Origin of the sequence: Corallococcus sp. AS-1-6 (genome assembly GCF_020037015.1) — a bacterium.
Lineage (GTDB): Bacteria > Myxococcota > Myxococcia > Myxococcales > Myxococcaceae > Corallococcus.
In genome coordinates, this window is the sequence record NZ_JAIQDE010000031.1 from 18,571 (window position 1) to 36,904 (window position 18,334).

The window sequence follows — 18,334 nt, forward strand, 5'->3', positions numbered from 1 at the left end:
GGATTCCCGGCGAGCCTACCGCACGCCCACCAGGGTGATGCCCCGCGCGGTGGCCCCCGCGAAGAGGGCGGGTGCGTCCAACAGCACCGTGCGCCCTACCTCCAGCGCCAGCACCCGGGCGCCCACCTCCGCCATGACCTCCAGCGTGCGGGGCCCCACGGCGGGCAGGTCGAAGCGCAGGTCCTGCTCCGGCTTGCAGCGCTTCACCACCACCGCGCCCGGGCCGCCCAGCTTCGCGCCCCGGCGGATGGTCTCGTCGGTGCCCTCCACGGCCTCCAGCGCCAGCACGTGGCCTTCACGCACCACCACCGTCTGGCCCACGTCCGCCTGCCCCAGGAGCACCGCCACCTCGCGGCCCAGGGCGACGTCCTTCTCCTGCGCGGGCTTGAGCGCGGGGCCGGCCAGGTGCCCTTCGGGGCAGAGCACCTCGCCCAGGAAGTCCGTGGGCGCGATGATGGTGATGCCCTGCGCCTCGAAGTCCGCGGCCACCGCGCGCAGCAGCGCGTCGTCCCGGAAGCTGCGCAGGCGGGAGATGATGCGCACCGCGCCCAGGTCCGGCCGGGCCTCCGTGAGCGCGCGCACGTGGCCGATGCCGCCCGCCATGGCCGCACGGGTGACGCCCGCCTGGCGGAACACCTTCTGGATGCGGCCCACCTGCCCCACGCGCACCCAGGCGAAGTGGCCGACCTCCTGCTCCAGCGCCGGGTCCGTCTCTCCCCGGTGCGCGGCCACCACGACCTCCAGGCCGCGCGCCCGGGCGGCCCGCGCGAAGAGGAAGGGAAGCTGGCCGTTGCCGGCGATGAGCCCGATGCGCTCCACCCACTCCCCTCCGTGCCCTCGTGAGAGGGCCTAGCGCGTGACGCCGCGCTTGCTTGTCTCCACGAAGCGAACCAGGTGCTCCACCTCCGGGTGGCCGGAGAGCTCCCCGCGAAGCTGCGCGAGCGCGTCCTGGAGCCCCAGCTTGGAGCGGAAGAGGATGCGGTAGGCCTCCTTCACCCGGCCAATCTGCTCCTCGGTGAAGCCGCCGCGCTCCAGGCCCACGGTGTTGAGGCCCACCAGCGTGGCCCGGTCCCCCTGCACGGTGCAGTACGGGGGCACGTCCATGGTGACCATGGAGCCGCCGGAGATGAAGGCGTAGCGCCCCAGCCGGGTGAACTGGTGCACCGCGACCAGGCCCGAAATCTTCACCGCGTCCTCCACCACCACGTGGCCCGCGAGCGCGGCCCCGTTGGCGAGCAGGACTTCATTGCCCACGATGCAGTCGTGCGCGATGTGGCTGTTGGCGAGCAGCAGGTTGCGGTGGCCCAGGCGCGTGGCGCCGCCGCCGGCCACCGTGCCCAGGTTCACCGTGACGAACTCACGGATTTGGTTCTCGTCGCCAATGACGAGCTCCGTGTCCTCGCCCGCGTACTTGAGGTCCTGGGGCGCCGCGCCCACGGAACAGAACTGGAAGAGGTGGTTGCGCTCCCCCAACGTGGTGCGGCCCTCGATGACGACGTGCGGCCCGATGCGGGTGCCCGCGCCAATGACGACCTGGGGCCCGATGACCGAGAACGGCCCCACCTCCACGGTGTCGTGGAGGCGGGCCCCCGGATGGACGACCGCGGTGGGATGAACCTGCGCCATGTCCTTCTCTCCTCAGCAGCGCGTATGACGCGCCCTACGGCGCCGCGCTCTCGTCGCCCTTGGCGGCCTTGTTCTTGTCCACCACGGTGGCGAGGAACTCCCCTTCCGCCACCCTGGCGCCATCCACCGACGCCACACCCTTCGTCTTCCAGATGGCGCCCTTGTGGCGGATGACTTCAATGTCCAACTGGAGCCGGTCTCCGGGCACCACCGGCTTGCGGAAGCGCGCGTTGTCCACGCCCATCAAGTACGTGACGAGCCGCGTCGGGTCCATGGCTTCCGTCTTATACGCAAGGATGGCCGTGGCCTGGGCGAGCGCCTCCAGGATGAGCACGCCCGGCATCACCGGGTGCCCCGGGAAGTGGCCGTTGAAGAAGGGCTCGTTGATGGTGACGTTCTTGTACGCCGTGAGCTTCTGGCCCGGCACGATTTCCACCACCCGGTCCACCAGGAGGAACGGGTAGCGGTGCGGCAGCAGCGCCTGGATCTCGCCAATGTCCATCATCCGCCCTTCTCCTTCTCCAACAGCTCCACCCTCTTGCGAAGGGCACGCACTTCCTTGAGCAGGTCCGCCAGTTGCCCCGACGCGGCGCTGGCGCGCAGCCAGTCCTTGTGGGGGATGGCGGGGCTGCCACTGACGACCTGCCCGTCCGCAACGTCATGGGCGACGCCCGACTGCGCGCCCACCTTGGCCAGGTCTCCCACGCGGATGTGGCCCACCACGCCCACCTGCCCCGCGAGCACCACGCCGGTGCCCACCTCCGCCGACCCCGACACGCCCGCCTGCGCGCAGATGAGCGACAGCGGGCCCACGCGCACGTTGTGGGCGATCTGCACCAGATTGTCGAGCTTCGTCCCCCGGCCCACCACCGTCTCACCCACCGTCGCGCGGTCGATGCAGGTGCAGGCGCCCACCTCCACGTCGTCCTCGATGCGGACGATGCCCACCTGGGGAATCTTGAAGTGGCGGGGGCCGTCCTCGCCCTCCGCGTCAAAGGCGAAGCCAAAGCCGTCCGCGCCCACCACCGACGAAGCGTGGAGGATGACGCGCGAGCCCACCACGCAGCCCTCGCGCACCGTGGCGTGCGGGTACAGCACGCAGTCTTCACCGACGCGCGCGCCCTCCCCCACATAGGCCCCGGGGTGCAGCACCGTGCGGGCGCCGACGTGGGCGCCCCTCTCCACCACCGCCCCGGCCTTCAGCGTGGCCTCCGGGTGCACCGTGGCCTCCGGGTGCACGTGGGCGGCCGGGTGGATGCCCGCGGCGGGCCGCGCGGCCGGGTGGAACAGGGTGAGGAGCTTCGCGTAGGCCAGGTGCGGGTTGGGCACCCGCACCAGGGCCACGCCGTCGCGAGCGGGGGCATCCATCCCCACCAGCACCGCCGAGGCGTGGGTGGCCTCGAACTGCTTGCGGTAGCGGGGGTTGCCGTAGAACGACACCTCCCCCGGGACCGCTTCCTCCAGGCCGTTCAGGCCATGGACGAGCAGTCCGGGGTCGCCGAGGAGCTCACCCCGGACGTGGGCGGCGATGTCCCCCAGCCGGTGCGCGTTGGGTGCGGAAGGCACGGGGGTGTCCAACGCCTACTTCTTGACCGGGGCGTCCTTGGCCGCCGGCGCGGGCTTCTTGGAGGCGCTGTTGTTGTAGCTGCGCACGACCTCGTTGGAGATGTCGTACTGGGACAGCGCGAAGACGATGCCGGAGTCGCGCTTGTCCAGCACCATGCCCAGGCCGTCCCGCTCCGCGATGGACGCGATGACCTGGTCGATGCGGTTGACGATGGGCTCCATCTCCTGGCGCTCCTTGTTGGCGGCCTCGGCGCGGCTGCGCTCGTACTTCTGCGCCAGCTCCATCACCTTCTTCTGGAGCTCGGTGGCCTTCTGGGTGCGCGTGGCCTCGCTCATGGCGCTGGCCTGCTTGTCCAGGGTGTCCTTCTCCTTGCGCAGCGCCTCCTGCTCCTTGTCGATTTCCTTCTGGCGGTCCTCCAGCCACTTCTGGAGACGGGCCTTGGCGGCCTTGCCGTCGTCCACCTCCAGCAGCACGCGCTGCAGGTCGACGTAGGCCACCTTGAGCTCGGCGGCCGAAGCGGCAACCGGGAGGGCGAGCGACAGGACAGCGGCGGCGGCCGCCAGGGTGCTTCGAAGCGACATGGGTCAAGGCTCCTCGGAAAGGGTGCTGCAGGCTCCGACGTCCGCCCTCCCGGCCTGTTCACTTCCGCCCGGAAGGGGCGGGAGCGCGGTGGCCGGGGGGGCCTTGGGGTCGATGCCTATCAGAAGAAGTTACCGATCGTGAACTCGAACAGGATGGGGTCGTCCGACGGCCGCTTGGTGAGCGGAATGCCCCACTCGAAGCGAAGGGGCCCGATGGGCGAGAACCAGCGGAAGCCGAAGCCCGCCGAGTGGAAGAGGCCCAGCGGCAGCTTGTCCTGCCGGTCCTCGAAGAACTTCTCGTTGGAGCCGAAGGCATTGCCGGCGTCGTAGAAGAGCACGCCGCGCAGGCCGGCCTTCTCGAAGATGGGGAACTCCAGCTCGAAGTTGAAGATGAGCTGCTTGTTGCCGCCCACCCGGAACTCGGTGACGTTGGCGTCCGGGTTGTCCGCGCGCGGCACCAGCAGCGTGGGGCTGATGCTGCGCAGGTAGTAGCCGCGGATCGTGTTGATGCCGCCCACGTAGTAGAGCTCGCTGATGGGCAGCGGCTTGCTGGAGTCGAGCTGCTGCACGTAGCCCAGCGTGGCGTTCGTCTTGAAGACGAAGCCCAGCGGCATGGGGAAGTACAGGCGCGAGTAGGCGGTGTAGCGGTTGAAGAGGAACGTGCCGCCCAGGAACGAGGGCGCCGTCTCCACCGAGCCGTAGTGGATGAAGCCGCGCGACGGGAAGAGGCGGTTGTCACGCCGGTCGAAGGACACGGACAGGCGCAGCGCGCTGGTGACGCCGGACTGGAACTGGTTGGCGAGCAGCACCGCGCCAATGCCCTGCCCCGCCTGCACGTCCACGTACTCGCGCGAGTAGCCGACGGTGGCGAGCACGTCGTCCACCAACTGGCGGCCCAGGGAGATGGTGCCGCCCGTGGAGTTGCGGATGAAGCCTTCGTAGTCCGCCTGCACGCGGAAGAACTCCGCGGACAGGAGGTAGTTCGTGTCCAGGAAGTACGGGTCGTAGAACGACAACTGGACGAGCGAGCGCAGGCCGGAGATCTGCGCGGACGCGGACACGCTCTGGCCCCAGCCGAGGAAGTTGTTCTGCGACACCTGGGCCGTGAAGATGAAGTTCTCCACGTTGGAGAAGCCCAGGCCCACCTGGAAGGTGCCCGTGGCCTTCTCCTTCACCTCCACCTGCAACACGATGGCGTTGTCGGAGCTGCCCGGGTGCTGGGTGATTTCGACGGTCTCGAAGAAGCCCAGCGCGGTGACGCGCTCGCGGCTGCGCTTCACGCCGGTGCCGTTGTAGAGCTCGCCCTCGTAGACGCGCAGCTCGCGGCGGATGACCTTGTCGCGCGTCTTCGTGTTGCCGACGACGTCGATGCGCTCGATGTTGACGAGCGGGCCCTTCTGGATGTCGAAGGTGAGGTCCACCGTCCGGTCTTCCGCGTTCACGGAGGTGACGGGGTTGATGTTGGCGTACGCGTACCCCTTGTCGAAGTACACGTCGGAGATGGCGGAGATGTCCGTGGAGAGCTGGCCGCGGTTGAAGCGCTGCTTGGGGCGCGACTTCATCAGCTTCAGCAGCTCCTCCGGCGGGCGCTCCAGGTCTCCCGCGAAGTCGATCTTCCCGATGTCGTACGACTCACCCTCGGTGATGTGCAGGGTGATGTAGATGTCGCGCTTGTCCGCGGACAACTGCACGGTGGGCTTGTCGATGCGGACGTTGATGAAGCCGCGGTCGTAGTAGGCGATCTGGATGACGGCGAGGTCGCGCTGGAAGGCCTCCTCGCGGTAGGTGCCCTCGCCGGTGAAGAAGGACAGGAAGCCGCCCTCCTTCGTGATCATGGTCGCCTTGAGCTCCTCCGGGGACACCTTCTCCGCGCCCTGGAGGACGATCTGCTTCACCATCACCTTCGAGTGCTCGTTGATGACGTAGACGACGTTGACCGCGGCGCCGTTCTCCACCGGATCCAGCCGGTACGTCACCTCCGCCAGGAAGTAGCCCTTCTCGACGTACTTCTCCTGGATCTTCTTCTGCGTGGCGCGCACGGCCTCGATGTCGAGGATGGCGCCGGCCTTGAGCTCCAGTTGCTCCTTCAGGTCGTCCGCGCTGAGCTCTTCATTGCCCTGCAGTTGCACGGCGCGGATGACGGGGCGCTCCACCACGCGCACCACGTAGGCGATGCCGTTGGCCATGCGCTGCGCGAGCAACTGCACGTCCGTGAAGTAGCCCAGGGCCCAGATGGCGCGCAGGTCCTCCGCGGAGCGCGTGAGCGGGTCACCGACGCGGGTGCGCAGGGCGCGGCGGACGGCCTCCGACTCCACGCGGCGGTTGCCCTCGATGCGGATCTCCACCACCCGGTCCGAGGGGGAGACGTTGGTGTCCTCGTCATCCGGTGAGGAGGCCAGCGGCACGTCCGCGCCCGTGGGCGTGCCCCCATCCGGAGGCGACACGGGCGTGGCGGCGGGAGTGGACGGCGGGACGACGGTGGGCGAGCCCGCGTCCACGTCCACCTGGGCGTAGGCAGAAACGGGCCCGAGCGCCCAGAGGGCGACCGCCAGCAGCGGGAGCAATGACTTGCGCAGAACGGTGAGCCTCAAGTGCAGTCCGGCCAGGAAAAGGCGGGGCAATGTACGGGATGGGGGGAGGGCCCCTCAATCCAAAAGCGAGTGGCCATCAGGCCTCCGACACCTGCCCGCCGGCCAGTCTCAGACGGCGGGGCATGGAGCGAGCAAGCGTCTCGTTGTGCGTGACGACGACGGCGGTGATGCCCAGGTCCCGGTTGACGTCCCGGAGCAACTGGTGGATGCCCTCGCCTGTCGTGGGGTCCAGGTTGCCCGTGGGCTCGTCCGCGAGCAGCACCGCGGGCTTGAGCACCAGGGCGCGCGCCAGGGCCACGCGCTGGGCCTCGCCGCCGGACAGCTCGCCGGGGCGGTGGTCCACGCGGCTGCCCAGGCCCACGCGCTCCAGGAGCTCTCGGGCGTAGGCATACGCGGGGCCGCGGTCCCGGCGCTGGATGAGCGCGGGCATGGCCACGTTCTCCAGCGCGGTGAACTCCGGCAGCAGGTAGTGGCTCTGGAAGACGAAGCCGATGGTGCGGTTGCGGAACTCGGCGATCTCCGCGTCGTTCATGGCGAAGACGGACTTCCCGTCGAAGAGGACTTCACCGGCGGCGGGGGCATCCAGCGTGCCCAGCACGTGCAGGAAGGTGCTCTTGCCCGCGCCGGACGCGCCAATCATGGAGACGAGCTCGCCGGCGTTGATGTCCAGCGACACGTCGCGCAGCACGTCGATGCGCTTGCCGTGCAGGAAGTAGCTCTTGAAGACGTTGCGGATGGACAACAGCGCCATGGCTACTCCGCCTTCAGACCTTCCACCGGTTCCACGCTGCTCGCCTTGAGGGCCGGGTAGATGGACGCCAGGTAGGTGACGAGCACCGCGATGACCACCGCCAGCGCCGTCTGCACCGGTTCGATGCGCACCGGCAGCGCGGGGATGTAATAGACCTCCGGATCCAGCTTGATGCCGACCTTCTCGATGAAGAGGCACCACGCCAGACCGGAGAACAGGCCCAGCACGCCGCCGGCCACGCCAATCTGGAGCCCTTCGGCGAGGAAGATCTTCACGATGCCGCCGTCCGGGACGCCCAGCGCCTTGAGGACGGAGATCTCCTTGCGCTTCTCCAGCACCAGCATGATGACCGTGGCGACGATGAGGCCCGCGGCGACGATGATGATGATGGACAGGATGATGCCCATCACCAGCTTCTCCAGGCGCAGCGCGGAGAAGAGGTTCTTGTTCATCTCGCCCCAGTCGCGCGCGCGGTAGGGGTAGCCGCCCAGCACGCGCACCACCTGGTTGGCGATGCGGCGCGCGTCGTCGATGTCCGCCACCTTCAATTCGATGCCGGTGGCGCCCTTCACGGCGAAGAAGTCCTGCGCTTCCTGGAGCAGGATGTAGACGAACTTGGAGTCGTACTCGTACATGCCCGAGTAGAAGACGCCCGCCACCCGGAACGCGCGGCTCTTGGGGATGGGCCCGGACGGCCCCAGCTCCGTGCCCAGCGGGGACACGACGTTCACCCGGTCCCCCACCACCACGCGCAAGGACGCCGCCAGCTCCCGGCCGATGATGATGCCCGGCAGCACCGTGGGCTTCGCGGGCTTGGAGGGCTTGCCGATGATGGGGTCCTCCTCCTCCGCGTCCTCGCGGCCCTCCGCCGCGCTGCTGGGGAGGATCTTCGCGGGCTGCTCCAGGTGGCCCAGGTCGCCGCCGGGCAGGATGTTCTGGGGCAGGTCCGTCACCGAGCCGACCGTCTTCGGGTCGATGCCCTTGATGATGACGCCGTCGACGTTGCCCTCCGAGGCGATCATCACCTGGTTGATGATGAAGGGCGTCTGGCCCACCACGCCGGGCACGCGCTTCACCTGCTCCATGACCTTCGCGTAGTCCGGCAGGTCGCCCGCGTAGCGGGACACCACCGCGTGCGCGTTGGTGCCCAGAATCTTCTGCTGGAGGTCGGCCTCGAAGCCGCTCATCACGCTGAGCACGATGATGAGCGCCATCACGCCCACGCCCACGCCGCCCACGGACAGCGCGGTCATCATCATGGTGGGCGACTGCTCGTGCAGCTTCATCCGGTGCTGCGCGGACGCGGCGGCGAGCGGATCCGCCAGGCCCAGGTTCTTCACGCGCGTGCGCTCCACGGCGGCCTCCGCCCCGCGGATGATGAAGTAGACGATGAGCGGCGGGATGATGCCGAACATCAGCACCGCGAGCGCGCCCAACAGCAGCGACGGGCGGAACACCGCCACGTGCCGGCGCGCGACGAAGAGCTCGAAGCCCAGCCGCAGGTCCACCCGGCCGCTGCCCGCCGCGATGAAGCCCGTGTTGATGCCCAGCACGAGCGCCAGCACCAGCGCGGCGAAGACGAGCCAGTACGCCAGCTCCGGCCGGCCGATGAGCCCCGCGACGTACGTCACCTCGCGCAGCCGGTAGCCCAGGGCGAGCTGGAGCGACGGCACGCGCTCCATCAGCGACAGGAGGATGGGCACCGGCAGGCCCAGGTAGAACACGCCGATGGTGGCTTCCGGGAACGACAGCCGCTGCGCCCGGGACGCGCCCACGAAGCCGGACGCGAACGCCACGCCCATGCTCACGATGAACGCGATGGCGAAGGCGATGGTGGGCGGCAGGGACAGCCCCCCGCCCGCCTCGCGCGCCGCGCCGCCCAGGTCGGACGGCACGCCGCTGGAGAGCACGGTCTGGAGCAGCAGCAGCGCAAGCTCCGCCAGGAGGATGCCGCCGCCGTAGGCGCCCAGCGTGCTCCAGTAGAAGTCCCGGTAGCGCGCCAGGCGCGGGTACAGCGGGGCACCGGCGGCGGGGCTGGGCCCCTCACCGGAGGCCGGCGCGCGGCGGATGCCGGCGGCGATGAGCCCCCAGCCGGCCAGCCAGACGAGCGTCCCCGCCACCAGCGCCTTGGGGCCGGCCACGGCCGCGGCCTTCTGGGCGCCCAGGGCGAGCGCCCCGGCGTCGAAGGACTGGACGAGCCCGCCCCACCCCACGAAGGAGAGGCCCAGGGCGCCGGCCACCTCGGCCCACGCCTCGGACTCGGAGATGGCCACCCCCAGGAGGATGGCTCCCACGAGGGCCACGAGGGCGCCTGCCCACAGGAGGGGCCAGCGATAGTCGGTCTGCCGTTCGGCGGGGTGCACGAGGCCTCGTGGCTACTTCGCCAGCGGCTTGAGGAGGGGGAAGAGAATCACGTCACGAATGCTGGCGGCGTCCGTGAACAACATGGCGACGCGATCAATCCCGATGCCCTCACCGGCCGTGGGCGGCATGCCGTGTTCCAGGGCGCGGATGTAGTCCTCGTCGTAGTCCATGGTCTCCTGCTGGCCCCGCTGCTTCGCGTCCAACTGGGCCTGGAAGCGGCCCTTCTGGTCCAGGGGGTCGTTCAGCTCGGAGAAGGCGTTGGCGATCTCCCGGCCCGCGACGAAGAGCTCGAACCGGTCCGTGACTTCCGGGTTCTGGTCGTTGCGGCGGGCGAGCGGGGAGACGGCGGTGGGATACTGGGTGATGAAGGTGGGATGGATGAGCGTGTGCTCGACGTGGGCCTCGAAGAGGGCGCCCACCAGCTCACCGTGGTTCATGGCGTCCACGGCGCGGCGCTCCGCCTCCGAGTGGACCGTCTTGAGCAGCTCGTGACGCAGGCGGTCCACGTCCACCATGTCCTTGTCGGACAGGGTGGGGACGGCCTCGCGGATGGCCTCCGGCATGGGGATGCGCTTCCAGCCCTTGCCGAAGTCCACCGTGTGCTCGCCGTACTTCACCTTGGAGTCGCCGGTGACGTGGCGGGAGGCCTCCGAGAGCATCTCCTCCGTGAGGTCCATCAGGTCCTCGTACGTGGCGTACGCCTGATAGAACTCCAGCATCGTGAACTCCGGGTTGTGCCGGGTGCTGATGCCCTCGTTGCGGAAGTTGCGGTTGATTTCGTAGACGCGATCCATGCCGCCCACCACGAGCCGCTTCAGATAGAGCTCGGGCGCGATGCGCATGTAGAGGTCGATGTCGTACGTGTTGTGGTGCGTGATGAACGGCCGCGCCGCCGCGCCCGTCACCAGCGGGTGCATCATCGGGGTCTCCACCTCGACGAAGTCCCGCCCGTCGAGGAAGCTCCGGATGAACTTCACCAGCTTGCTGCGCTTGAGGAAGACCTGCTTCACGTCCGGGTTGGAGACGAGGTCCAGGTAGCGCTGGCGGTAGCGGACCTCCACGTCCGTGAGGCCGTGCCACTTCTCCGGCAGGGGGCGCAGGGACTTGGTGAGGGGCACGAACCTGGTGGCGGACAGGGACAGCTCGCCCGTCTTGCTGCGGAAGACGGGGCCCTGCACCGCGACGAAGTCGCCCAGGTCGCACTGCTTGAAGACCTCATAGAGGTCCCCGAGCGCGTCCTTCTTCACGTGCGCCTGGATCTCCCCGGAGCGGTCGCGCAGCTTGATGAAGGCGGCCTTGCCGAACGAGCGCATGGCCACGATGCGGCCGGCGACGTCGTAGACGGGCGCGTCCTTCTCCAGGTCCTCCATGGAGTGGTGGGCGTGCGTGGCCAGGATGTCCGCGGCCCGGTGCTTGGGGGCGTAGCCGTTGCCGTAGGGGTTGAAGCCGGCCTCGCGCCACTTCTCGGCCTTGTCCAACCGCTGCTGGTAGATCTCCTGCTCCTTGGAGCTGGAGTCCGCCGCTTCGCCGCTCTTCTCACCTGGGGGGGTCTTGTTCTCGGGGTCGGCCATGACGCGCTCGTATGAAAGGCGCGGCACCGTAGCCAAGCCTCCCCCGGTACGCAACGCATCCCAGGGGGTGGCGGCCCCGGAAACGACCGTCAGGAAGACATCAAGAGAAATGCGCCCACCGCCGCGGCCAGGAGCAGCGGGATGAGGATCTCCACCGGGAAGCGGTGCTGGGCATGCGCCAGGTGCAGGCCCTTGAGGCCGAAGCGGCGCTGGCGGCGCACGCGGGCGGCCACGAGCGACGCGAGCGCGGGCGGGGCCTTCTCCCGCTCCACCGTGCGCACGCGCTCCACCGTGCGGGCGTACCGGTCCCACCCCTGGCGGCACTCCTCACAGCCGTCCAGGTGGCTGCGCACCGCCTGCTCCTGGGGGGCCGCCAGTTGTTCATCGGCGAGCGCCAGGAAGAGCGCCCTCGCCTCGCGGTGATCCAATCGCGGTTCCACGTCCGTTGACCTCCACCCGCCGCCGCTCATGGTTCGAAGCGCCCCAGCAGGTCCGCCAGCTTCTCGCGTGCCCGGTGGAGCCGGCTCTTCACGGTTCCCTCGGGCAGCTCGGTGATGTCGACAATCTCGTCGTAGCTCAGGCCCTCGATGTCTCGCAGCGCCACCAGCATGCGCGCATCGGGGTCCAGTTGGGAAATGGCCCGCTGCACCCGGGCCCGCTCACGCGCCGCGTCCAGGGCGGCGTCCGGCTGCGGCGGCGCACCGCCCCCTTCCGAGATGGCGGCGGCGCTCACCTCGTCGAACACGTCCGAGCGGCCCCGCCCCCGGCGCTGGAGGTACTTCAGCCGGTTGAGGCAGTGGTTCTTGGAGATGCGGAACAGCCACGTGGACAGGCGCGCGTCCTCGCGGAAGCGGCGGACGTTCTGGTGCACGCTGACGAAGATCTCCTGCACCAGGTCGTGGGCCTCCTCGCGGTCGCCCAGCATGCGGAAGCAGAAGTCGTAGAGGCGGTCCTGGTGCTGGTGCACCAGCGATTCAAAGGCCTCCGGGTCGCCGCGCCGCAGCCGGACGAGCAGCGCCTGCTCCTCGCGGCGCGGGTCGGCCAGGGCCTCGGCGGCCAGGGCCTGCTGTCCGACGTCGAGCACTCCGCCCGGTGACACCCGCGCCTCCCGTGTCCGGCCCACGCCATCCTACCGCACCACCCTGCCCCGCCCCCCCTGACACCGGCCCCGGAAAAAGGTTCCCGGGCATGAAAAACCCCTCCCGGCCTCAAGGCCCGGGAGGGGTGTGGGATGCGTCCGGACGTCCGGCTGGGGGCTTGCGTGCCCCTAGTCCGCGGAGGCGTTGCGGTTGGGGTTCTTCACGCCCAGAAGCTGCGCGGTGACGAACTCGTCCAGGTCGCCGTCCAGGACCTTGTCCACGTTGCCCGTCTCCACGCCGGTGCGCAGGTCCTTGACCATGCGGTACGGCGCCAGCACGTAGCTGCGGATCTGCGAGCCGAAGGAGATGTCCTTCTTCGCCGCCTCCGCCGCGTCGCGCTCGGCCTCGCGCTTCTTCATCTCCAGCTCGTACAGGCGGCCGCGAAGGATCTTGAAGGCCATGTCCTTGTTGGCCGACTGCGAGCGCTCCGTCTGGCAGGTGATGATGATGCCCGTGGGCAGGTGGCGGAGCTGCGCCGTGGACGACGTCTTGTTCACCTTCTGTCCACCCGCGCCGCCGCCGCGGATGAACTTCAGCTCGATGTCCTTCTCCGGCAGGTCGATTTGAATGCTGTCGTCCACCTCCGGGTACACGTCCACGGAGGCGAACGCCGTCTGGCGGCGGGCGTTGGCGTCGAAGGGGCTGATGCGCACGAGCCGGTGCACGCCCACCTCCGCCTTGAGGTAGCCGTAGGCGTTCTCACCCTCGATGCGCAGGGAGACGTTCTTGAAGCCCGCCTCTTCGCCCGGCACCTCGTCGCTGAGCTCGACCTTCCAGCCCTTGGTCTCACCGTAGCGCGTGTACATGCGCAGGAGCATGGCTGCCCAGTCCATGGAGTCCGTGCCGCCCGCGCCCGCGTTGATGTCCATGAAGCAGTTGCTGCGGTCCTGCGGCCCGGAGAGCATCCGCGCCAGCTCCAGCTTCGCGACCTCTCCCTCCAGCGCCGCGAGCGTGCCTTCCGCTTCCTGGGCGCTGGCCTCGTCGTTCATCTCCGCCGCCAGCTCCAGCAGCGTCTGCGCGTCGTCCAGCCCGCGCAGCGTCTTGTCGAAGGCGCCCACGCTGGCCTCCAGCGTGGACTTCTCCTTCAGCAGGCCCTGGGCCTTGGTGTTGTCGTTCCAGAAGTCGGGCTGCGTGGAGTCGCGTTCAATCAGTGCGATGCGGGACCGCTTGCGGTCGAGGTCAAAGATGCCCCCGGAGCGCGTTGAGGCGCTCCTTCAGGGTCTGGATCTTCTCCATCGAATCGTTCGCCATGGTGTTCGTCGTCTCCTTCGTATCGAAACAGTTGGGAATGCCGGGGTGTTTCAGGAGGCCTTGAGCGAGGTCACCTGTGCATCCTGACGGGGCGGCGTGCGCGCCGTTCCTGGCACGAGCGCCCGGAGCCGGTCCAGCCAGAACGCGCCGGCCATGCCCAGGGAGATGGGCAGGATGAGCGCGATGGCGCGCCAGTTGTCCTGGTCGAACCAGGGAAGGACCTTGAGGACCAGCCCCAGCGCGCCCGTCACCGCGAGCAGGCCCCACACCCACTTGAGCCGCGAGCGGGCCTTCGCGCTGTTCCAGGTGAGGCGCAGGCCGTACGGCACGGCCAGGAGCGTCAGCGGGTTCGCGAGGAAGAGGTTCTCGTTGTGGTGCGTGACGACGTGGTTCGTGCCCACCCACATGACGACGAGCGCCAGCCCGGGGATGCCCAGCACCAGCCCCACCACCACGTTCTCCAGGCCCAGGAGGATGCGCGCCGCGCGGCTGCCCTTCTTCTCCCACGCGGCCAGTCCCAGCGCGGCGCCGCCCAGGAGCACGCCCAGCGCGAGGATGTACGGGCCGAACGCGGGGGGCTGCGCGGGGGGCCGAGCGCGCGTGGGCGACGCGTAGAAGTCCCACTGCTTCTCCACCAGCGACACCGGCCGGCCGTCCGGGCCCGGCACCTTCAGCTCCGCCACCTGCTGCTCCAGTTCGTCCGGGAGGAAGGCCTCTTCGCGGCGGGTGATGGGCTTGTCGATGGAGTCGTTCATCATGAAGTCGAGCAGGAAGCTCACGGGCGGGCTCACCGCCGTGTAGCGCCGCGTGTGCTCGCGCAGCGTCATGCGGGCCGGAGCCTTCTCCGCTTCCGCCAGCCGGCCGCCCACGGCCACGTCGATCATGTCGCGCAGCCGCGTCACGCAGTTGTCGCTGTAGTGCTCGTAGAGGTAGTCGCGGTTCTCCGGCAGCACGTTGTCCGCCAGCTTCTTCGCCACCGTCACGCGCTGCTCAGGCGTGAGGTTGAGCTCCTGCACGCGCACGTCGCGATCCAGCGACTTGTAGAAGCGGAAGGTGCCGTTGACGCTCGACTCACCCACCCAGAACTCCAGGCGGCCCTTGGCGAAGTGGACCACCGTCTGGTCGTCGAACGAGTACATCCCGTAGTTGTAGAGCCGCTGCATGTGGCGGGCGCGGTCCTCCACCACCAGCGAGCCGTGGCCCCACCACGAGAAGACGTCGTCGCCGGGGCTGAAGGTCACCAGCCAGATGGACAGGTCCTCGCCCCGGCTCTCGCCCGTGCCCCACGGCGGCACCGACGCGGCGCGCGCGACAGGCGCGGTCAGCAGGAGACCCAACAGGCTTGCGACGATGAGAGACGACAGGCGGGGCATCGTTCCATCCAACACGAGGCACGGGGGGCCGCAAGCCCCCCGGCGGGGATTTCAGATGAGCTTCGCGCGGCGGGCGCGCGAGTCGATGGTCAGCGAGTCCGCCACCATGCCCCGCTCGCCCAGCAACTGCTCCTCCAGGGCCGCCATGCGCTTCGCGTCCCGGGGCTTCTCATGGTCATGCCCCAGGAGGTGCAGGAGGCCATGCGCCAGGTAGCGGCCCATCTCCGACTCCAGCGTGCGGCCGTACTCCTTCGCCTGCCGCTTCGCCGTGTCCAGGGAGATGACCACGTCGCCCAGCGGGCGGGGGCCCGGGGTGCCCTTGGGCAGGTCGCCCGCGGGGAAGGACAGCACGTCCGTGGCCTTGTCCTTCTGCCGCCAGGTGCGGTTGAGCCGGCGGATGGCCCGGTCCCCCACGAGCGACAGCGACAGCTCGCAGCCGGTGAGGCCCAGGCGCTTCAGGTAGTCGCGGGCCCAGGTGGTGAGCAGGCGCTCGTAGTCCGCGCCCTGCCCGTGCGCCACCTGCACCGTCACGTGGTTGTCCGCCGCCTTCGGCTTGGGCGCCGGCTTCTCCATGTGCGCCAGCTCCACGCGGAACGCCGGGGCGCAGATGGACCAGTAGTCACACGCGCCCTGCGAGTCGTTGCGGTACACCACGCGCTTGCCGCGCGGCACCAGGCCCACCTCGCCCGCGCCAATCCGTTCGCGCTTGCCGTCCACCACCAGGGTGAGCTCGCCCGTGAGGACGAGCACCACCTCGTCGAACTCCGGCGTCTGCGCGGGTTCGCTCCAGCCCGGCGGCGCCCGCATGCGCGCCACGGAGGCGGACTCCGTCTGCGTGCTGGCCACGCCGACGAACTCCTCGATGCGCTTGCCGTCGTCGCGCGGAATCACCTTGCCCTTGCGCAGCTTCACGCCCTCCACCTTGCGGCTCATGACATGCCCGCCGTTCGCACCTTCGGGTCCTTCGCGTCGGATTTCGCGGGCGCGGGCGCCATCATCAGCGGCGCGCCTCCGGCCTTGCCCCCGCCCATGGCGCCCGCCGGGTAGACAGGGCGCGTGTGGTAGATGCCCTCCAGCGTGTGCAGGAAGGACTGGGCGATGAGGTTCAGGTCCTTGAGCGTCAGGTCGCACTCGTCGAGCTGGCCCTCGGAGAAGATGATGTTGATGATCTTCTGCACCTGCGCCTGGAGCTTCGCGCTGGTGGGGTCCGGCATGGAGCGCGTGGAGGCCTCCACCGCGTCGGCGATCATCACCAGCGCCGCCTCGCGGAACTGCGGCTTGGGGCCCGGGTAGCGGTAGATGCTCTCGTCGATGGGGGGCGCGCCTTCCTTGCCCTCCTGCTCCTTCAGGGCCTTGTGGAAGAAGAAGCCCACCGTGCGCGTGCCGTGGTGCTGGGGGATGGCGTCCGCCACCAGCTTGGGCAGGCGGTACTGCCGGGCCATCTCCAGGCCTTCCGTCACGTGGCGCTTGATGATGACCGCGCTCATCGCGGGCGCCAGGCCGTCATGCCGGTTCTCCCCCTTCTGGTTCTCCCCGAAGTAGAGCGGGTTCCGGCCCTTCCCGATGTCGTGGTAGTACGCGCACGAGCGCGCCAGCAGCGGGTTCGCGCCAATCGTCTCCGCCGCGTTCTCCACCAGCGTGCCGATGATGATGGAGTGGTGGTACGTGCCGGGCGCCTGGACGATGAGTTCCTTGAGCGCCGGGTGGTTCAGGTTCGCCAGCTCCAAAAGCTTGATGTCCGACGCGTAGCCGAACGTGGCCTCGATGAGCGGCGTGAGCGCCATCACCATCACCGGGACCGCGAGCGCGGTGCCGAAGAACGCGCACACCGCGGTGATGACCGTGTCCCCGGCCAGGCCCTTGCCCTCCACGAGGAACAGGAAGAGCACCGCGATGAGGTTGGCCACGCCGGTGACGAGGCCCGCCCGGAAGATGCCCACGCGGTCCTTCGCCTTGACGATGCGGTCCGCCGCCACCAGCGAGCCCACCAGCGTGTAGATGCCGAACGCCAGCGAGTTGCCCAGCATCACGCCCGTGAGGCACGCGAACACCATGGCGAAGAAGAGCGCCAGCTCCTGCGTCAGGATGAAGCGCACCAGCATGGCGCCCGCCGCCACCGGGAAGGCGTAATAGAACGCTTCGATGGGCAGCGCCGTGTAGCGGTCCTGCACCGCGTCCGCGATGGACACCCAGACCTGGAGCAGGCCCAGCAGGCCCACCAGCAGCAGGCCCAGGAGCACGCCGTCCTTGCGCGTGGGGCGGAAGCGGCGGAAGGCGGCGCGGCAGAAGCCGTAGAAGGCCACCACCAGCAGGGCCACCAGGCCCGTGCCGCCCACCTGGAGCTGGACCAGGTCCAGGCGGTCCGTCTGCGCGCGCATCCCGCGCAGCATGACGAGGTGCGTTTCGTTGACGAGCTCGCCGTCGCCGATGACGCGCTGGCCCTTCTTGATGGAGATGACGGCGTCCTTCACCGCGTCGCCCGCGAGCCGGCGGCGCAGGTCCGTCTCCGCGATGTTGATGGTCAGGCTGGGGCGCACGAGCCGCTTGGCGATTCTCAGCACCGCGCGGCGCTGCACGGCCGGGGCCTCCGGCATCACGTTGCCGGGCACGGAGGCGAACCGGTCCAGCTCCTGGTGGGCCTCCCGCATGTCCACCACCTGGGCGGCGCCCGCGGGCAGCGTCTCCTCGTTCTTGTGCTGCACGTCGCGCACGGTGAGGCCCTGGGGCGCCTCGCGCACCAGCTCCTCCCGCGAGCCGGCCACGTACACCGGGCCGCCGTCCGCGCGGTAGGCGCGGTCCAGCAGCACCAGGGTGGCGGTCTCCGCCTCCTCCGAGAAGCCGTTGGCGGTGAGCGCCTGGAAGTCCTCCGACTCCAGCCCCGCGTCCCGCTGGCCGAAGAGCTGCTCCTGGAACCGGGCCTGCATCTCCTCGCGGTCGCGGCGCTGGCGCTCCAGGGCCTCCGGGGTGAGCGGCGTGGCGCGGCGGCGTTTGGCCTGGCCCTCCTCCGGCGGGGTCTCCTCGGCGCGGGCCTCCTTCTCCTCCTCCAGGTGCGCGCGCGCGGAGGCGAAGGCCGCGCGCACGGACGCGCGCAGGTTGCCCACCACCGCCGGGTTGAGGTCGTACACCGGACGCACGGCGCTGCGGGCCTCGCGGCGGCGCTGCTCCGTCATCGACTGGTGGACGATGTCGTAGTCGCGCGCGGCCTTGAAGCCGGCGGGCGAGTTGGCCCGGAAGGGCTTGCCCAGGTTCTCCGCGGTGAGCGCAGGGATCTGCTGGCTGTAGAGGCCCGGGGAGATGACGAAGCCCGCCCCCACCGAGACGACGAGCAGCAGCAGGGCCTGCACGACGCGCCGGCCCCACTCCCCACGCCGCCCGAGCCCCAGGCGCACCGCGAGCGCGTCCAGCGGACTGGGCCCGGGGGTTGGTGATTCAGGATCGGCCATGGGGGAACTCCTCACCCTGCGAAGACGTCAGGCTCCCTACAAGGAAGCAGGGACGGGGAAAATTCGTGAGGGTGGGA

The 18,334-nt window shown here is 69.6% G+C and carries 15 protein-coding genes; all 15 read right to left on the reverse strand.

The window, feature by feature from the left end; genetic code table 11:
• Positions 1 to 15 precede the first annotated feature (15 nt).
• Positions 16 to 819, reverse strand: coding sequence for a UDP-2,3-diacylglucosamine diphosphatase LpxI domain-containing protein (locus K8612_RS32355; protein WP_223743860.1), 804 nt, complete (start codon positions 817 to 819; stop codon positions 16 to 18).
• Between the two features lie 30 nt (positions 820 to 849).
• Positions 850 to 1,626 carry an acyl-ACP--UDP-N-acetylglucosamine O-acyltransferase gene (gene lpxA / locus K8612_RS32360; protein WP_223743859.1) on the reverse strand — a complete coding sequence of 259 codons (777 nt, stop codon included), beginning with the start codon at positions 1,624 to 1,626 and terminating at the stop codon, positions 850 to 852.
• Positions 1,627 to 1,660: 34 nt separating this feature from the next.
• Positions 1,661 to 2,131, reverse strand: a complete 471-nt coding sequence (gene fabZ / locus K8612_RS32365) for a 3-hydroxyacyl-ACP dehydratase FabZ (protein WP_206797923.1) — start codon at positions 2,129 to 2,131, stop codon at positions 1,661 to 1,663.
• Positions 2,128 to 3,192 (reverse strand): UDP-3-O-(3-hydroxymyristoyl)glucosamine N-acyltransferase, encoded by a 1,065-nt coding sequence (gene lpxD / locus K8612_RS32370; RefSeq protein ID WP_223765067.1) that lies wholly within the window; start codon positions 3,190 to 3,192, stop codon positions 2,128 to 2,130. The genes fabZ and lpxD overlap by 4 nt, the downstream gene beginning before the upstream one ends.
• 15 nt (positions 3,193 to 3,207) lie before the next feature.
• Positions 3,208 to 3,774 carry an OmpH family outer membrane protein gene (locus K8612_RS32375; protein WP_120619223.1) on the reverse strand — a complete coding sequence of 189 codons (567 nt, stop codon included), beginning with the start codon at positions 3,772 to 3,774 and terminating at the stop codon, positions 3,208 to 3,210.
• A gap of 119 nt (positions 3,775 to 3,893) precedes the next feature.
• Entirely contained in the window at positions 3,894 to 6,365 is a 2,472-nt protein-coding gene (gene bamA / locus K8612_RS32380; RefSeq protein WP_223743857.1) for an outer membrane protein assembly factor BamA, read from the reverse strand.
• Positions 6,366 to 6,441: 76 nt separating this feature from the next.
• Positions 6,442 to 7,116: an ABC transporter ATP-binding protein gene (locus K8612_RS32385; RefSeq protein WP_223765068.1), complete on the reverse strand. Its 675-nt coding sequence runs from the start codon at positions 7,114 to 7,116 to the stop codon at positions 6,442 to 6,444.
• Between the two features lie 2 nt (positions 7,117 to 7,118).
• Positions 7,119 to 9,479, reverse strand: a complete 2,361-nt coding sequence (locus K8612_RS32390) for an ABC transporter permease (RefSeq protein WP_223743855.1) — start codon at positions 9,477 to 9,479, stop codon at positions 7,119 to 7,121.
• A 12-nt stretch (positions 9,480 to 9,491) separates the two neighbouring features.
• Complete coding sequence (gene lysS / locus K8612_RS32395) at positions 9,492 to 11,051, reverse strand: lysine--tRNA ligase (RefSeq protein WP_223765069.1); 1,560 nt, start codon at positions 11,049 to 11,051, stop codon at positions 9,492 to 9,494.
• 89 nt (positions 11,052 to 11,140) lie between these two features.
• Positions 11,141 to 11,521 carry an anti-sigma factor gene (locus K8612_RS32400; protein WP_014395488.1) on the reverse strand — a complete coding sequence of 127 codons (381 nt, stop codon included), beginning with the start codon at positions 11,519 to 11,521 and terminating at the stop codon, positions 11,141 to 11,143.
• Complete coding sequence (locus tag K8612_RS32405; protein WP_223743881.1) at positions 11,518 to 12,150, reverse strand: sigma-70 family RNA polymerase sigma factor; 633 nt, start codon at positions 12,148 to 12,150, stop codon at positions 11,518 to 11,520. The genes K8612_RS32400 and K8612_RS32405 overlap by 4 nt, the downstream gene beginning before the upstream one ends.
• Before the next feature lie 168 nt (positions 12,151 to 12,318).
• A protein-coding gene (gene prfB / locus K8612_RS32410) for a peptide chain release factor 2 (RefSeq protein WP_223765070.1) occupies positions 12,319 to 13,441 on the reverse strand; the annotation gives its coding sequence in 2 pieces (ribosomal slippage) (positions 12,319 to 13,371 and positions 13,373 to 13,441; 1,122 coding nt in all).
• A gap of 50 nt (positions 13,442 to 13,491) precedes the next feature.
• The gene (locus tag K8612_RS32415) at positions 13,492 to 14,814 is read right to left on the reverse strand and encodes a DUF4105 domain-containing protein (RefSeq protein ID WP_223765071.1); all 1,323 of its coding nucleotides are present in this window, start codon (positions 14,812 to 14,814) and stop codon (positions 13,492 to 13,494) included.
• A gap of 51 nt (positions 14,815 to 14,865) precedes the next feature.
• The gene (gene ybeY / locus K8612_RS32420) at positions 14,866 to 15,747 is read right to left on the reverse strand and encodes an rRNA maturation RNase YbeY (protein WP_223765072.1); all 882 of its coding nucleotides are present in this window, start codon (positions 15,745 to 15,747) and stop codon (positions 14,866 to 14,868) included.
• The gene (locus tag K8612_RS32425) at positions 15,744 to 18,257 is read right to left on the reverse strand and encodes an HD family phosphohydrolase (protein ID WP_223765073.1); all 2,514 of its coding nucleotides are present in this window, start codon (positions 18,255 to 18,257) and stop codon (positions 15,744 to 15,746) included. The genes ybeY and K8612_RS32425 overlap by 4 nt, the downstream gene beginning before the upstream one ends.
• Between the last annotated feature and the right edge of the window lie 77 nt (positions 18,258 to 18,334).

Bases quoted from the DNA above. Each gene is read 5' to 3' on its own strand.
- lpxA (WP_223743859.1), bottom strand. From the start codon at position 1,626: ATGGCGCAGGTTCATCCCACCGCGGTCGTCCATCCGGGGGCCCGCCTC.
- fabZ (WP_206797923.1), bottom strand. From the start codon at position 2,131: ATGATGGACATTGGCGAGATCCAGGCGCTGCTGCCGCACCGCTACCCG.
- K8612_RS32375 (WP_120619223.1), bottom strand. From the start codon at position 3,774: ATGTCGCTTCGAAGCACCCTGGCGGCCGCCGCCGCTGTCCTGTCGCTC.
- K8612_RS32385 (WP_223765068.1), bottom strand. From the start codon at position 7,116: ATGGCGCTGTTGTCCATCCGCAACGTCTTCAAGAGCTACTTCCTGCAC.
- lysS (WP_223765069.1), bottom strand. From the start codon at position 11,051: ATGGCCGACCCCGAGAACAAGACCCCCCCAGGTGAGAAGAGCGGCGAA.
- K8612_RS32400 (WP_014395488.1), bottom strand. From the start codon at position 11,521: ATGAGCGGCGGCGGGTGGAGGTCAACGGACGTGGAACCGCGATTGGAT.
- K8612_RS32415 (WP_223765071.1), bottom strand. From the start codon at position 14,814: ATGCCCCGCCTGTCGTCTCTCATCGTCGCAAGCCTGTTGGGTCTCCTG.
- ybeY (WP_223765072.1), bottom strand. From the start codon at position 15,747: ATGAGCCGCAAGGTGGAGGGCGTGAAGCTGCGCAAGGGCAAGGTGATT.
- K8612_RS32425 (WP_223765073.1), bottom strand. From the start codon at position 18,257: ATGGCCGATCCTGAATCACCAACCCCCGGGCCCAGTCCGCTGGACGCG.